Below are 16,388 nucleotides of genomic sequence, written 5' to 3'. Positions count from 1 at the left end.
GCGAAGGGCGCCCGTTCCGGGAAGGAACGGGCGCCCTTTGCGTACGACGGCCGGTGGCCGCGCGGGGTCAGTCCTTGCTGATCTCCCAGAAGCGGAACACGGTCGAGGCGTCGAGGCAGTTCTCGATGCCGTACACGTTGTCGCGCACGACGGCGTACTGCTTGGCCTGCCAGATCGGGATGACCGGCAGGTCCTCGGCGACCAGGTCCTGGAGCTTGCCGAAGTCGCCCTCGGTCGAGGAGCGGTCGCTCTCGGCGGCCGTCCTCGGGATGAGGCTGCCGGTGATCGTGCTGTTGGTGAAGTTGTTGTTCAGTACGTTGCCCTTGCCGAAGAACGGGGCCGTGAAGTTGTCCGGGTCCGGGTAGTCGGGCACCCAGCCCTTCACGTACACGCCGTACTTGCCCTTGGCGATGTCCTTCTCGTACTGGCCGTAGGCGACGGACTTGACGGTCGCGTCGAACAGTCCGCTGGCGTTGAGCTGCTTGGCGATCGCCTTGAACTCCGCGTCGGTGGAGGGACCGTATCGCGACGGGGTCGACCAGAGCGTGAGCTTCACCTTGCCGGTGATGCCCTCGGTGCGCAGCGCGGCCTCGGCCTTGGACTGCGAGGGGCGGGCGCCGTAGGTGTCGAAGAAGGACGTGCTGTGGCCGGTGATGCCGGCCGGGATGATCGAGTACAGCGGCGTCGCCGTGTCCTGGTAGACGTCGTCGACGAGGGCGTCGCGGTCCAGGAGGTAGGCGATGGCCTTGCGGACGCCGAGCTTGCCGGTCACCGGGTCGTTCGCGTTGAGGACCAGGTGCTGGACCTCGGCGCTGGATCCCTCGACGACGTTGACGCCGCTGCTGTTCGTGGTGCCGTTCTCGATGTCCGCGATGTCGTCGGCGGCGAGGCCTCGGTAGGCGACGTCGAGCTGGTCGTCCATGAGGGCCGTCTTCAGGCGTTCCTGGTCGCCGTGGAAGAACTTCAGCGTGATGCTGGGGCTCTTGGCCTCGGCGGTGCCCTTGTAGTTCGGGTTGACCGAGAAAACGGCCTTGTCGTCGCTGAACGAGTCGAGCTTGTACGGGCCCGAGCCGACCGCCTCGTTGTCCTTGCGGAGCCCGTTCGTGGCGTACTCCTGCTGATCCACGATCGAGCCGGCGCCGGAGGCGATCTTGCTCGGGAAGGTGGCGTCGGGGTACTTGAGGTGGAAGACGACGGTCCGGGCGTCCGGCGTCTTGACCGTGTCGAGCATGGGGAACATGATCGCCGGTCCGGCGCCGTCGTTGATCTTCAGCATGCGGTCGAAGGAGTACTTCACGTCCGCCGAGGTGAGCGCGTCACCGTTGCTGAACTTCAGTCCGTCCTGCAGCGTGCACCGGTAGACCGTGGTGTCGGCGTCCGTGAACGCGCACTCCTTGGCCGCTTCCGGCTCGGGCTCGGTACCGCCCTTGGGGAAACTCAACAGCGACTGGAAGACGTTGTTGAACAACAGCCACGATCCTGGGTCGTAGCCGGAGGCCGGGTCGGTGGCGAGGACGTCGTCGGACATCCCGATCACCACGGAGGAGCCACTGCTCCCGGTATCGCCCGTCTCCGAGCCACAGCCGGTCAGCAGGCCGGAGGCCAGCCCCGCCACGATCGGCAGGACTGGCCACTGGTTACGCATATTCACTTGCACGTGCCTTGTCGTTGGATCTGGTGAACCCGGGACCGTTGGGCCCCGGGCCGGACCCGGGGCTGCGAGGCCCCGGGTCGTGTCAGTCGGTCACTCGCTCACACCGCGGCCGAGTTCCCACAGCTGAAGGGTGGAGGAGGAGTTGAGCGCCCACTCCGAGCCCGTGATGTCGTCGCGAGCGGCGATGTACTGGTTGCCCTGCCACAGCGGGATCAGCGGGACGTCGTTGGCGACGATGTTCTGGATCTCCGTGAGGCTCTTCGACGCGGTGATGCGGTCGGGCTCGCGCCGGGACGCGGGGATCAGGTTGTTGATGATGTCGCCGTTCGCGTACGGCGACTTGAGGAAGTTGTTCTTGTCGAGGAACGGCGCCAGGTAGTTGTCGGCGTCCGGGAAGTCGGGGAACCAGCCCATGCCCCAGACGTCGTAGCGGCCGGCGCGCTCGGCCGGGACGAACTTGTCCCAGCTCGTGCCCTGGGTGCGGACCTCGAAGAGGCCGCTCTTGTTGAGCTGGTCCTTCAGGACGTCGAATTCCCTCGCGGTGACCGCACCGTAGTGGTCGGTCGCGTAGTGCAGGGTGATCTTCACCGGGGTGGTGATGGCGGCCTTGGTGAGCAGCGCCTTGGCGCGGCTGACGCTCGGCTCCCCGTACTTGTTGAAGAACGCGTTGGAGTGGCCCGTGATGGAGGCCGGGACCAGCGAGTAGAGCGGCTGGGCCTGCGAGTTGTACACCTCGGAGACGAGCTCACCGCGGTCGATGATCTGCGCCATGGCCTGGCGGACGGCCTGCGACTTCACCGACGAGGCGTCGGTGTTGAAGGCCAGGTAGCGGATCTCCAGGCCGGGCATCTCGTTCAGGTCGATGTTGCCGCCCGAAGCGGCGTCCAGCTTGCTGATCTGGTCCGGCGTCATCGAGCGGGTCATCAGGTCGATGTCGCCCTTTTCGAGGGCCGTGCCCATGGCCGCGGCGTCCTCGAAGGAGCGCAGCTCGACCTTGGAGTTGTTCACCTTCAACTGGCCCTGGTAGTGGGAGTTCTTGGTGAACACGGCCTTGACGACGGCGTCGTCCTTGACCTCGGTCTCGAGGGTGTACGGGCCGGAACCGTCGACGGAGAAACCGTCGCGCAGCTTGCGCTTGTCGTAGTCCTTCGGGTTCACGATGCCGGCGACCGGGGTCGACAGCTTGAACGGGAAGGTCGCGTCGGCGCTGTTGAGGTGGAAGATCACCTCGCGGTCGCCCCGCGTCTCGACGGTGTCGATGGTGGACAGCAGGGCGTACACCTCACTGTCCGCCTTGATGGCCCGCGCGCGGTCGATCGAGAACTTGACGTCCTTCGCGGTGATCGAGTCACCGCTGGCGAACTTCAGATCCTTGCGCAGCGTGCACGAGTAGCGCTCGTTGCCGCTGTCGGTGAAGCCGCACTTCTCGGCTGCCTCAGGCTGGGGTTCACCGTCACCACGGGGCTGGACCATCAGCGTCTGCACGGTCTGGCGAAGGACGTTCCAGGTGCCGACGTCGTACGCGTACGCCGGGTCGAACGGAGCCGGGGCATCCTTCGACACGGTGAACCGGTCCGTGGTGCCGACAACGATGGCATCGCCGCTGTTGCTCCCGCTGTCGGACCCACCACACGCGGCGAGCACCGGGGCGAGCAGGCCAACCACGGCCGGCAGCACCAAAGTCTTGCGGTTCATGCTCGAGTTTCTCCAGAGCTGTAGTTTCCGCGAACCGGCATGCAAGGGTGGCGCGGCGGGTCACGGGGTTACGGCGATGTTCTGACGATGACATTAGTCCGCACCACGCCGACGGCTCACAGGTACCGGAGCCGCCCCCCGCTCACGCTGCGATACCGGGCGTGGACGCACCGATAACCCGACACGGGAAGGATTAGTGCAGCGTTCCATCAATCGGGACACAAGGGCACGTCGGGCACGCACGAATGGGGGGTGAGGGCACAAGTCGGTCCGACTGTCGACCCTCGGTTACGTGACGAACATCACATCGTCAACCCGATTAGCAAGTACCGGAATTCAGCCATCCGCCCCGATATCAATTCCCGGGGACCCGTCGCTCGCGGTTACCACACGGGACCGCCGGAGCTTTCCGCGCATTCCCGTACCGCACGCTGAGTGTTTCGCCGACACACGCTCGGTGAAACGCCTAACGCATTTCCGTCATCAGACGGTGCAGAAAGGGCAGGTCGACCTCTTCCAGGGAGTTGACCACTGTGCGGCGGGCGGCCGGGGCGATGGGCGCGACCGAGGGCACGACGACCACCTGGCAGCCCGCGGCCTCGGCGGAGGCGACGCCGGTCGAGGTGTCCTCGATGACGGCGCACCTCGCCGGTTCGGCACCGAGCCCCGAAGCCGCGAGCAGGTACGGGTCGGGGAACGGCTTGGTCCGCTCCACCTCGTCGCCCGCGACGGTCAGCGCGAAGAAGTGGGAGCCGATCGAGCCCAGGACCCGGTCGATGATCCGCCGGTGCGAGGCGGAGACCAGCGCGGTGGGGATCTCGTAGGCCGCGAGTTCGGCGAGGAGCCGGGCCGCACCCGGCATCAGGGGCAGGGAACGACCGATGCGCTCCTCGAACCCGTCGTTGAGCAGCACGGTCAGCTCGGCGAGGGTGATGTCGGCACCGGTGGCCTCGATGAGGAAGCCCGCGCTGCGGGTCATCGGACCGCCGACGACCACATGGCGCCAGGAGTCGTCCAGCGCGTGCCCGAGGGCCCTGAAGACCTCGACCTCCACGTCCCACCAGAACCCCTCGGTGTCCACCAGGGTGCCGTCCATGTCGAGGAGCACGGCCTGCAGGGCGGAGCCTTCGGCCGTACGAGTTCCGAGCGCGGGGACCGTACTGGTCATCCTGGCGCACCTCCTTGAGGGACGATCAGGCCGGTCGCCCCTTTTTTCGCCAAGGGGCGACCGGCCTGCGGTGGACCGATCAGTGTACGACTTATCCGATCAGTGTGCGTGGTGGCGCGCTCCGGCGCGTCGGGGCGGTCACCGTGCGTTGAAGTACGTCGCCTCCGGGTGGTGGATCACGATCGCGTCGGTCGACTGCTCCGGGTGGAGCTGGAACTCCTCGGAGAGGTGGACGCCGATCCGCTCGGGCTCGAGAAGGTCCGCGATCTTGGCGCGGTCCTCCAGGTTGGGGCAGGCGCCGTAACCGAGCGAGAAGCGGGCGCCGCGGTACTTCAGGGCGAACATGTCCTCGATCTCGGACGGGTCCTCCCCCGCGAAGCCCAGCTCCGAGCGCACGCGCGCGTGCCAGTACTCGGCGAGCGCCTCGGCCAGCTGCACGGACAGGCCGTGCAGTTCGAGGTAGTCGCGGTAGGCGTTGGACTCGAAGAGCTTGGCGGTCTCCTCGCCGATCCGGGAACCGACGGTGACGACCTGGAGGCCGACGACATCAATCTCCCCCGACTCCTCCGGCCGGAAGTAGTCGGCCAGACACAGCCGGCGGCCCCGGCGCTGGCGCGGGAACGTGAAGCGGGTCCGCTCGTTGCCCCGCTCGTCCAGGATGATCAGGTCGTCGTCCTTGGAGACGCACGGGAAGTAGCCGTAGACCACGGCCGCCTCCAGCAGGTTGTCGGTCTGGAGCTTGTCCAGCAGCCCGCGCAGCCGCGGCCTGCCCTCGGTCTCGACCAGTTCCTCGTACGTCGGACCGTCGCCGGTACGGGCCTGCTTGAGACCCCACTGCCCCTTGAACAGGGCGCCCTCGTCCAGCCAGGAGGCGTACTCCTTGAGCTGGATGCCCTTGATCACGCGGGTGCCCGAGAAGGGCGGCTTCGGAACGGGGTTGTCGACGGAGACGTCGGAGCGGACATGGCCCTCTTCCGGGCGCTCCTCGACGACCGTGTCCGCGGCGGCCCGCACCCGGCGCTGCTTGAGTTCGGGCAGCACCGCGCCGGGCACTCCGCGCTTGACGCCGATCAGCGCGTCCATCAGGCGCAGGCCCTCGAAGGCGTCGCGGGCGTAGCGGACCTCGCCCTGGTAGATCTCGTACAAATCCTGTTCGACGTAGGCCCGGGTCAGGGCGGCGCCACCGAGGATCACCGGGTAGTCGGCGGACAGGCCTCGCTGGTTGAGCTCCTCCAGGTTCTCCTTCATGATCACCGTGGACTTGACCAGGAGCCCGGACATGCCGATGACGTCGGCCCGGTGCTCCTGGGCGGCGTCCAGGATGGCGGAGACCGGCTGCTTGATGCCGAGGTTGACGACGTTGTAGCCGTTGTTCGACAGGATGATGTCGACCAGGTTCTTGCCGATGTCGTGGACGTCGCCGCGCACGGTGGCCAGCACGATGGTGCCCTTGCCCTCCGCGTCCGACTTCTCCATGTGCGGCTCGAGGAAGGCGACGGCCGTCTTCATGACCTCGGCGGACTGGAGCACGAACGGCAGCTGCATCTGGCCGGAACCGAACAGCTCGCCGACCACCTTCATGCCGTCCAGCAGCGTCGCGTTGACGATGTCGAGGGCCGGTCGGTCCTGGAGGGCCTCGGCGAGGTCGGTCTCCAGTCCGTTCTTCTCGCCGTCGATGATCCGCCGCTTCAGCCGCTCGTCCAGCGGCAGCGCGGCCAGCTCCTCGGCCTTGCCCGCCTTCAGGGACTTGGTGGTGGCGCCCTCGAACAGCGCCATCAGCTTCTGCAGCGGGTCGTAGCCCTCGGCCCGGCGGTCGTGGATGAGGTCGAGGGCGGTGGTGACCTCCTCCTCGCTGAACCGGGCGATCGGCAGGATCTTGGACGCGTGCACGATCGCCGAGTCGAGGCCCGCCTTGACGCACTCGTCGAGGAAGACCGAGTTGAGCAGGATGCGGGCGGCCGGGTTGAGACCGAAGGAGATGTTGGACAGGCCGAGTGTGGTCTGCACGTCCGGGCGGCGGCGCTTGAGCTCGCGGATCGCCTCGATCGTCGCGATGCCGTCCTTGCGGGACTCCTCCTGGCCCGTGCAGATCGTGAAGGTCAGGGTGTCGATGAGGATGTCGGACTCGTGGATGCCCCAGTTGCCCGTCAGGTCCTCGATGAGCCGCTCGGCGATGGCGACCTTGGTCTCGACGGTGCGGGCCTGGCCCTCCTCGTCGATGGTCAGCGCGATCAGCGCGGCACCGTGCTCCTGGGCGAGGCGCGTCACCTTCGCGAACCGGGACTCGGGCCCGTCGCCGTCCTCGTAGTTGACGGAGTTGATGACCGCGCGCCCGCCGAGACGCTCCAGGCCGGCGCGGATCACCGGGACCTCGGTGGAGTCCAGCACGATCGGCAGCGTGGAGGCGGTGGCGAAGCGGCCGGCCAGCTCGTCCATGTCGGCGACGCCGTCCCGGCCGACGTAGTCGACGCACAGGTCGAGCATGTGCGCGCCCTCGCGGATCTGGTCGCGGGCCATCTCCACACAGTCGTCCCAGCGGGCCTCCAGCATGGCCTCGCGGAACTTCTTCGAGCCGTTGGCGTTCGTCCGCTCGCCGATCGCCATGTACGCGGTGTCCTGGCGGAACGAGACGGTCTGGTAGAGGGAGGCGGCACCGGGTTCGGGCCGCGGGCTGCGCTCGGTGGGTGCGACCCCGCGCACCCGATCCACCAGCTGGCGCAGGTGCTCCGGCGTCGTACCGCAGCAGCCGCCGACCAGGGAGAGGCCGTAGTCGCGTACGAAGTTCTCCTGGGCGTCGGCCAGGCCCTCGGCGTCGAGGGGGAAGTGGGCGCCGTCCTTCGTCAGGACCGGCAGACCGGCGTTCGGCATGCACAGGAGCGGGATGCGGGAGTGCCTGGTGAGGTAGCGCAGGTGCTCGCTCATCTCGGCGGGGCCGGTCGAGCAGTTCAGGCCGATCATGTCGATGCCGAGCGGTTCCAGCGCGGTCAGCGCCGCGCCGATCTCGGAGCCCAGCAGCATGGTGCCGGTCGTCTCGAAGGCCATCGAGACCAGCAGCGGTACCCGGACGCCGGTCGCCTCCATCGCGCGGTGCGCGCCGAGCACGGAGGACTTGGTCTGCAGCAGGTCCTGGGTCGTCTCCACGATCAGCGCGTCCGCGCCGCCGGCGAGCAGGCCCTCGGCGTTGGCCTGGAAGCCGTCGCGCAGGGTCCCGTACGAGACGTGGCCGAGCGTGGGCAGCTTCGTGCCCGGGCCGATCGAGCCGAGGACCCAGCGCTGACGGCCGTCGCGGGCGCCGAACTCGTCGGCGACCTCGCGGGCCAGCCGGGCCCCGGCCTCGGACAGTTCGTGGACGCGGTCCGCGATGTCATACTCGGCCATCGCCGAGTGGTTCGCCCCGAAGGTGTTCGTCTCGACGCAGTCGACACCGACCTCGAAGTACGCCTCGTGGACGGAACGGACGATGTCGGGGCGGGTGATGTTCAGGATCTCGTTGCAGCCCTCGAGGTTCTCGAAGTCCTCCAGCGTCGGGTCCTGCGCCTGAAGCATCGTGCCCATCGCGCCGTCGGCCACCACCACGCGGGTGGCGAGCGCTTCTCGGAGTGCGTCGGTTCGCTGCCGGCCTTCGGAGAGACCGGACGAAAGGGACGGGTTCGGCAACGAGGCCATGAAGGTGCTCCCTGGAGTGCGACGGCTGTCGGCTTTGCGCTTCCCATGGAAGGCGCACGCCGTCAGGGTAGCCCGGAGCACCGCCGATCAGTCGTGGCGTCCACGAGCCGGACGGGTGTGGCGCGGGGGACGTCGGCGTGGAGGCGGACGGAACGCGGGGTGACCACCCATTGGCGGGAGCTCGGTAACGACCGGTAGTGTTCGACATTGCCGAACGGCAGCGGGAATCGCGCGCCGACGGTCCAAGGGGACGGAGGCAGCACGGCGATGGCACGGAACATCCAGTCGCTCGAACGGGCGGCAGCCATGCTGCGGCTGCTCGCGGGCGGCGAGCGGCAGCTCGGCCTGTCGGACATCGCCTCCTCGCTAGGCCTGGCCAAGGGTACGGCCCACGGCATTCTGCGCACCCTCCAGCAGGAGGGGTTCGTCGAACAGGACACGGCCTCCGGGCGCTATCAGCTGGGCGCCGAGCTCCTGCGCCTCGGCACCACCTATCTCGACGTGCACGAACTACGGGCGCGCGCCCTGGTGTGGACCGACGACCTGGCCCGCTCCAGCGGTGAGAGCGTCTATCTGGGCGTGCTGCACCAGCAGGGCGTGCTGATCGTGCACCACGTCTTCCGGCCCGACGACAGCCGTCAGGTCCTGGAGGTCGGGGCGATGCAGCCCCTGCACTCCACGGCGCTGGGCAAGGTGCTGTCGGCCTACGACCCGGTGGCGCACAGCGAGGTCCTGGAGGTCGACCGCAAGGCGTTCACCCCGCGGACGATCAGCGAACTGGACCAGTTCGAGGGCGTCCTCGACGTGACCCGCGCCCGCGGGTACGCGGACGACGTCGAGGAGACCTGGACGGGCGTCGCCTCGGTCGCCGCCCCGATCCACAACCGGCGGCGGATGCCGGTGGGCGCGGTCGGCATCACCGGAGCCGTGGAACGGGTCTGCAAGGACGGGGAACTGCGCCCGGACCTGATCGCGGCGGTACGGGACTGCGCCCGCGCGGTGTCGCGCGACCTGGGCGCGGGGCGGTTCTGACAGGCGCCGACCTTCGGAGGTTCGTACGGCACGAGGCCGGGAAGCGGGATGCTTCCCGGCCTTTGTCGTGTCCTCGGACGAGCGACGACGCATCGATAGCACACGCCGATCAATAACGATCGGGCTTTCGATAACAGAGCTCTTGACGTGCTGGTGACGCGAGAGCAAGACTCCCGTCCATCGGTCGACATTGTCGAACACCTACCGGCAATACGCGTTAGAGTGTGGCAATGCCAGGGCCGAGATCGCTCTCACTCCCCGAGAGCACGAACCACCGGAGGGACCCGGGGTTCGGCTTCCCCTGGACGAAGGACAAAGGAGTCGCGGGTGTCCAGCTCCGACATCTTCATCGGCGAGACCATCGGTACCGCCGTACTCATCCTGCTCGGCGGTGGCGTGTGCGCCGCCGTCACGCTGAAGGCCTCCAAGGCGCGCAACGCCGGCTGGCTCGCCATCGCCTTCGGGTGGGGCTTCGCGGTCATGACCGCGGTCTACATCTCGGCGCCGCTCTCCGGCGCTCACCTCAACCCGGCCGTGACCCTCGCGCTGGCGATCAAGGACGACGACTACAGCAACCTCGCCACCTACTGGGGCGGGCAGATGCTCGGCGCCATGATCGGTGCGGCGCTGGTCTGGGTCACCTACTACGGCCAGTTCCTCGCCCACCTCACCGACCGCGAGATCGTCGGCGGTCCGGGTGCGCAGGCCACCGAGACCAAGGCCGTCGAGGCCCAGGAGACCGGCGCGGGCCCAGTGCTCGGCGTCTTCTCCACCGGCCCCGAGATCCGGAACATCGTGCAGAACCTCGCCACCGAGATCATCGGCACCGTCGTCCTGATCCTCGCGATCCTCACGCAGGGTCTGAACAACGACGGCAACGGCCTGGGCACCCTGGGCGCCCTGATCACCGCCTTCGTGGTGGTGAGCATCGGCCTCTCGCTCGGTGGCCCCACCGGCTACGCGATCAACCCGGCCCGTGACCTCGGTCCGCGCATCGTGCACGCCCTGCTCCCCCTGCCCAACAAGGGCGGATCCGACTGGAGCTACGCCTGGATACCGATCGTCGGCCCGCTCATCGGCGGCGCGATCGCGGCAGGCATATACAACGTCGCCTTCGCTTAGGAGCCCCCGCTCCAGCACGCTAGGAAGCCGCGCCCCATGAGCCGCGAGCCGCACAGCACCGCTTTGAAGCACCGCGCCGTATACAGCCCCTTTCCCACGGATCCCAGGAGCACACCGTGACCGACGCACACACCGCCGGCCCCTTCATCGCCGCGATCGACCAGGGCACCACCTCGTCCCGCTGCATCGTCTTCGACCGCGACGGACGCATCGTCTCCGTCGACCAGAAGGAGCACGAGCAGATCTTCCCGAAGCCGGGCTGGGTCGAGCACGACGCCGCAGAGATCTGGACCAACGTCCAGGAGGTCGTCGCCGGAGCCATCTCGAAGGCCGGCATCACGCGCGACGACATCAAGGCCATCGGCATCACCAACCAGCGTGAGACCACGCTGCTGTGGGACAAGAACACCGGTGAGCCCGTCCACAACGCCCTCGTCTGGCAGGACACCCGCACCGACGCCCTGTGCCGGGAACTCGGCCGCAACGTCGGCCAGGACCGCTTCCGCCGCGAGACCGGCCTGCCGCTCGCGTCGTACTTCGCCGGCCCCAAGGCCCGCTGGCTGCTCGACAACGTCGAGGGCCTGCGCGAGCGCGCCGAGGCCGGGGACATCCTCTTCGGCACCATGGACACCTGGGTCATCTGGAACCTGACCGGCGGTGTCGACGGCGGCAAGCACGTCACCGACGTCACCAACGCCTCCCGCACCATGCTGATGAACCTGCACACCCTGGCGTGGGACGACAAGATCGCCGAGTCCATCGGCGTCCCGCTGGCGATGCTGCCCGAGATCCGCTCCTCCGCCGAGGTCTACGGCGAGGTCACCGGCGGCCCGCTCGGCGACCTGCTCGGCGGCATCCCGGTCGCCTCCGCGCTCGGCGACCAGCAGGCGGCCCTGTTCGGCCAGACCTGTTTCTCCGAGGGCGAGGCCAAGTCCACCTACGGCACCGGCACCTTCATGCTGATGAACACCGGTGACAAGATCATCAACTCGTACTCGGGCCTGCTGACCACGGTCGGCTACCGGATCGGCGACCAGGAGCCGGTCTACGCCCTGGAAGGCTCCATCGCCGTCACCGGTTCGCTGGTGCAGTGGATGCGCGACCAGATGGGCCTGATCAAGTCCGCCGCCGAGATCGAGACGCTCGCGTCCTCGGTCGAGGACAACGGCGGCGCCTACTTCGTACCGGCCTTCTCCGGTCTGTTCGCCCCGTACTGGCGTCCCGACGCCCGCGGTGTGATCGCCGGCCTGACCCGGTACGTCACCAAGGCGCACATCGCGCGCGCCGTCCTGGAGGCCACCGCCTGGCAGACCCGTGAGATCAGCGACGCCATGACCAAGGACTCCGGTGTCGAGCTCACGGCCCTCAAGGTCGACGGCGGCATGACCTCCAACAACCTGCTGATGCAGACCCTGGCCGACGTCCTGGACGCCCCCGTGGTGCGCCCGATGGTCGCCGAGACCACCTGCCTCGGCGCCGCCTACGCCGCCGGCCTCGCCGTCGGCTTCTGGACCAACACCGAGGACCTGCGCGCCAACTGGCGCCGGGCCGCGGAATGGACCCCCAACATGGACGCGGACGTCCGCGACCGTGAGTACAAGAGCTGGCTCAAGGCCGTCGAGCGGACCATGGGCTGGATCGAAGACGAGAACTGACGAGGAGTAAGAACCCGCAATGACCAGCCAGCCCACCCTGCAGTCCGTGCCTGCCCTCGGTACGCACCCGGCCTCCGGCTCCAACCCGAGCCGCGCCGAGGCCCGGGAGCAGCTTTCCAAGGCAACGTACGACCTCCTCGTCATCGGCGGCGGCATCCTGGGCATCTCCACCGCCTGGCACGCCGCGCAGTCCGGACTGCGGGTGGCGCTGGTCGACGCCGGCGACTTCGCCGGCGCCACCTCCTCCGCCTCCTCCAAGCTTCTCCACGGCGGTCTGCGCTACCTGCAGACCGGCGCGGTGAAGCTGGTGGCGGAGAACCACTTCGAGCGCCGTGCGGTCTCCCGCCAGGTGGCCCCCCACCTGGCGAACCCGCTCACGTTCTACCTGCCCGTGTACAAGGGCGGGCCGCACGGCGCGGCGAAGCTCGGAGCGGGCGTCTTCGCCTACTCCGCCCTGTCGGCCTTCGGTGACGGCGTGGGACACCTGCTGAGCCCCTCCAAGGCCGCGCAGGACGTGCCCGAGCTGCGCACCGACAACCTGAAGGCCGTGGCCGTGTACGGCGACGACCAGATGAACGACTCCCGCATGGCCCTCATGACGGTCCGCGCGGCCGTCGAGTCGGGCGCCGCGGTGCTGAACCACACCGAGGTCACGGGCCTGCGCTTCACCCGGGGCCGGGTGACGGGCGCGGAACTGCGGGACCGGCTGTCCGGCGACGAGTTCGGCGTCGACGCCCGTCTCGTGCTGAACGCGACCGGCCCGTGGGTGGACCACCTGCGCCGTATGGAGGACCCGAATGCCGCGCCGTCGATCCGTCTCTCGAAGGGCGCGCATCTGGTCCTGAAGCGGACCTCGCCGTGGAAGGCCGCGCTGGCCACCCCCATCGACAAGTACCGCATCACCTTCGCGCTCCCGTGGGAGGACATGCTCCTGCTCGGCACCACCGACGAGGAGTACGAGGGCGACCCGGCGGACGTCTCGGTCACCGAGAAGGACACGGCCCAGATCCTCGACGAGGCCGCGTTCTCCATACGTGACCAGCAGCTCTCCCGTGACCTGATCACGTACTCCTTCGCCGGTCTGCGGGTGCTGCCCGGCGGCCCCGGCGACACGTCGAAGGCCAAGCGCGAGACGGTCGTCTCGGAGGGCCGCGGCGGGATGCTGTCCGTCGCGGGCGGCAAGTGGACCACCTTCCGGCACATCGGCCGTACGGTCATGAAGAAGCTGGAGTCGCTGCCCGGCCGTCCGCTGGGCGAGGACTTCGAGCCGGTCTCCGAGCTGCCGAGGAAGCTGCCGCTTCCCGGTGTGGCCAACCCGCGTGCCGTCGCGCACCGCCTCCTGGTGGACGGCCCGGCGCCCGGCCCGCGCATGGCCGCCGACACGGCCAGGCATCTGGCCACCCACTACGGCTCGCTGGCCTTCGACATCGCCCGGCTGGCGAACGAGAATCCCGAGCTCGGCGAGCGCGTCCACCCGGACGCCCCGGAGATCTGGGCGCAGGTCGTCTACGCCCGGGACAACGAGTGGGCCGAGACGGCGGACGACGTGCTGCGCCGCCGTACGACCCTGACGATCCGCGGTCTCGCCACGGACGACGTCCGCGGCAAGGTGCAGGACCTGCTCGACGACAAGTAGGCGTCCGCGGTCAGGTGAGGGGCGGCTCCCACGGGGGGTGCCGCCCCTCACCCATGTGCCGGCGCGGCACGGTCGGCGCTCCCGCGGGTGCCGGGCGCCTGGACCCTCTCTGGTCATCCCACTGAACCCCCATACTGTCCGATGAGACATCGGATGTCTGAGGGGACATCCCGAGTGACAGGGAGGCCCCGCCATGGCAGTCACCGACGAGGCGATCGAGAAGATCAAGGGAATGATCGTCTCCGGCGCGCTGCGTCCCGGGGACCGGCTCCCCAAGGAGAGCGAACTGGCGGCCGAACTCGGGCTGTCCCGCAACTCCCTGCGGGAGGCCGTCCGCGCCCTGTCCCTCATCCGCATCCTGGACGTGCGCCAGGGCGACGGCACGTACGTCACGAGCCTGGACCCGCAACTCCTCCTGGAGGCACTGAGCTTCGTCGTCGACTTCCACCGCGACGACACGGTCCTGGAGTTCCTCGCCGTGCGGCGCATTCTGGAGCCGGCCGCCACCGCGATGGCGGCCGCCCTCATCAGCGAGGGTCAACTGGACGCGCTCTCCTCGCAGTTGGACAAGCTCGGCGCGGACCCCTCCGTGGAGGAACTCGTCGCCTGCGATCTGGAGTTCCACCGGGGCATCGCGCTGGCCTCGGGCAACTCGGTGCTGTGCTCCCTTCTCGAGAGCCTGTCGGGCCCCACCACCCGGGCCCGCGTCTGGCGGGGCCTGACCCAGGAGGACGCGGTCGGCCGCACCCTGCGCGAGCACCGCGCCATCCTGTCCGCCCTGCGCGACCGGGACGCGGAGGCGGCCCGGTCCTGGGCGACGGTGCACATCGCGAGCGTGGAGCAGTGGCTCAGATCCACGCTCTAGCGGCGAGCCGGAACCCGGGGCGGGCGACCGCGTCTCGCTCATGCGTGCGCCCCATCCCTCGTGAGTGTTCCGGGCCACTCCCAGAACATCGGATCTCTCGCGATCGTCCGACGTATGGCGCGGGCACGGGGCAATGTCCGCGGTCCGCGGGCAAGTTGACCGTGGACAGCTCGGACGACTGCGGGCGGTCCGGGGTGGCCGTCACGCGTGTTTCCTGGCCCCCGGCGGGGCAGTGATCCGTTCACTCCCCCGTGCAAGGGGGCTGCGGAGGCCCCCTCGGCACGCCGTAAGGTTGAGGCGTACGCGAGGGCACATCGGAAGGAGGCGCTGGGTGATCGAGCTGGAGGGGGTTCCCGAGCTGATCGACCCAGTCATGGTGGCCGCGTTCGAAGGCTGGAACGACGCCGGCGACGCCGCCTCCACCGCGGTCGCGCATCTGGACAGGGAATGGAAGGGCGAGGTCTTCGCGGCACTGGACGCCGAGGACTACTACGACTTCCAGGTGAACCGCCCCACCGTGTGGCTTGACGGTGGTGTACGCAAGATCACCTGGCCGACCACCCGCCTGTCGGTGGTCCGGGTCGGCGGCGAGAAGCCGCGCGACCTGGTGCTGGTCCGGGGCATCGAGCCGTCGATGCGCTGGCGCTCGTTCTGCAACGAGCTGCTCGGTTTCGCGCACGAACTGGGCGTGGAGCTGGTGGTGATCATGGGCGCGCTGCTCGGTGACACCCCGCACACCCGTCCCGTGCCGGTCAGCGGGGTCACCTCCGACGCCGATCTGGCCCGCACGATGGACCTGGAGGAGACCAAGTACGAGGGCCCGACGGGCATCGTCGGCATCCTCCAGGAGGCGTGCACGCACGCGGGCGTACCGGCCGTGTCGCTGTGGGCGGCCGTGCCGCACTACGTGTCGCAGCCGCCCAACCCGAAGGCGACCCTGGCGCTCCTCAACCGCCTCGAGGACCTCATCGACCTGCGCATTCCCCTGGGCGAGCTGCCCGAGGACGCGCGGGCCTGGCAGCTGGGCGTCGACCAGCTGGCCGCCGAGGACAGCGAAGTCGCCGAGTACGTGCAGACGCTGGAGGAGGCCCGCGACACCGCCGAGCTGCCGGAGGCGTCCGGCGAGGCGATCGCCCGCGAGTTCGAGCGTTATCTGCGCCGCAGGGACGGCGGCGGTCCGGCGACGGGTGCCGGGAGCCACGCGACGGAGAGCGGCGAGCCGACCTCGTACCTCCGTGACACTCCCGGCGGCCGTACGCGGCCGCCGATGGCGCAGCGCCCGGAGTCCGACACGGGGCAGGACGCCGGAAACGACGGGGAGTCGCGACAGGAGCCGGAGACGGACGAGGCCGCCGACGGCACCGGCCCGGACGTCCGGGCCGGCGAGTCCGGCCCCCAGGACTCCAAGGGCTCCTCGGGTGCCGCGAAGGCGCCGGGTTCCCCGGATTCATCGGATCCTTCCGACTCCTCCCGCTCCTCCGACGCATCGGACTCCTCCGAGGACTGAGCGGAAAGGGGCGGCGCGCACGCAGCGCGCCGTCCCCCCGGCTGCCGGGCTGCCGGGCTGCCGGAAGAGTGTCCGGCGCCGGGCCCTCATCGATCACCCTTCCGCACCCGCCGTTCCGGTTCGCATGGTGAAGCCGCCGGTGCGGTGAAGCCGCCGTCCGCGGGCGACTCGGCGTGCGCGCACGGCGGGCCGGCGGCGGTGACGCCCCCGACGTGAAACCGGCCGGACGGAGAGAACCGGTCGGCCGACGCCCTCACGGCCGGGCCGTCCTGCCGTCGGGGCGCGCCGTCCGGCCGTACCACCCCTCCCGGCACAGCTCTTTCGGCGAGCAGCCCGCGGCCTGCGGAACAGCGGTGCGCACGGCGCCCGGCCGCATGGGGGCCGGGCT

General features: G+C 69.2%; 10 protein-coding genes. 6 read left to right on the top strand and 4 right to left on the bottom strand.

Features of this window, described 5'->3' with window-relative positions; all coding sequences use genetic code 11:
- Nucleotides 1-67: 67 nt before the first annotated feature.
- The 4 genes from OOK38_RS25415 to metH all read right to left on the bottom strand — a co-directional run bounded on the left by OOK38_RS25415 (nucleotide 68) and on the right by metH (nucleotide 8,183).
- Nucleotides 68-1,651, bottom strand: coding sequence for an ABC transporter substrate-binding protein (locus OOK38_RS25415; protein WP_266756846.1), 1,584 nt, complete (start codon nucleotides 1,649-1,651; stop codon nucleotides 68-70).
- Between the two features lie 93 nt (nucleotides 1,652-1,744).
- On the bottom strand, nucleotides 1,745-3,349 hold the full coding sequence (locus OOK38_RS25410; RefSeq protein WP_266756848.1) for an ABC transporter substrate-binding protein: 1,605 nt from the start codon (nucleotides 3,347-3,349) through the stop codon (nucleotides 1,745-1,747).
- A gap of 466 nt (nucleotides 3,350-3,815) precedes the next feature.
- Nucleotides 3,816-4,517, bottom strand: a complete 702-nt coding sequence (locus OOK38_RS25405; protein ID WP_266756850.1) for an HAD family phosphatase — start codon at nucleotides 4,515-4,517, stop codon at nucleotides 3,816-3,818.
- A 138-nt stretch (nucleotides 4,518-4,655) separates the two neighbouring features.
- Nucleotides 4,656-8,183, bottom strand: a complete 3,528-nt coding sequence (gene metH, locus OOK38_RS25400; RefSeq protein ID WP_266756852.1) for a methionine synthase — start codon at nucleotides 8,181-8,183, stop codon at nucleotides 4,656-4,658.
- Nucleotides 8,184-8,450: 267 nt separating this feature from the next.
- Between metH and OOK38_RS25395 the strand changes: the two genes are divergently transcribed.
- The 6 genes from OOK38_RS25395 (at nucleotide 8,451) to OOK38_RS25370 (ending at nucleotide 16,000) form a co-directional block, all read left to right on the top strand.
- Entirely contained in the window at nucleotides 8,451-9,215 is a 765-nt protein-coding gene (locus tag OOK38_RS25395) for an IclR family transcriptional regulator (RefSeq protein WP_266756854.1), read from the top strand.
- Nucleotides 9,216-9,542: 327 nt separating this feature from the next.
- Nucleotides 9,543-10,337, top strand: coding sequence for an MIP/aquaporin family protein (locus tag OOK38_RS25390; protein ID WP_266756856.1), 795 nt, complete (start codon nucleotides 9,543-9,545; stop codon nucleotides 10,335-10,337).
- Nucleotides 10,338-10,453: 116 nt separating this feature from the next.
- On the top strand, nucleotides 10,454-11,992 hold the full coding sequence (gene glpK / locus OOK38_RS25385; protein WP_266756857.1) for a glycerol kinase GlpK: 1,539 nt from the start codon (nucleotides 10,454-10,456) through the stop codon (nucleotides 11,990-11,992).
- Between the two features lie 19 nt (nucleotides 11,993-12,011).
- Nucleotides 12,012-13,628, top strand: coding sequence for a glycerol-3-phosphate dehydrogenase/oxidase (locus OOK38_RS25380; protein ID WP_266756859.1), 1,617 nt, complete (start codon nucleotides 12,012-12,014; stop codon nucleotides 13,626-13,628).
- Between the two features lie 193 nt (nucleotides 13,629-13,821).
- Nucleotides 13,822-14,493: a FadR/GntR family transcriptional regulator gene (locus tag OOK38_RS25375; protein ID WP_266756861.1), complete on the top strand. Its 672-nt coding sequence runs from the start codon at nucleotides 13,822-13,824 to the stop codon at nucleotides 14,491-14,493.
- Nucleotides 14,494-14,824: 331 nt separating this feature from the next.
- Complete coding sequence (locus OOK38_RS25370; protein ID WP_266756863.1) at nucleotides 14,825-16,000, top strand: PAC2 family protein; 1,176 nt, start codon at nucleotides 14,825-14,827, stop codon at nucleotides 15,998-16,000.
- Nucleotides 16,001-16,388: the final 388 nt, after the last annotated feature.

Origin of the sequence: Streptomyces sp. NBC_00568 (genome assembly GCF_026341855.1) — a bacterium.
In the GTDB taxonomy this organism is placed as follows: Bacteria; Actinomycetota; Actinomycetes; order Streptomycetales; family Streptomycetaceae; genus Streptomyces.
This window is presented reverse-complemented; position numbering and strand designations above follow the sequence as displayed.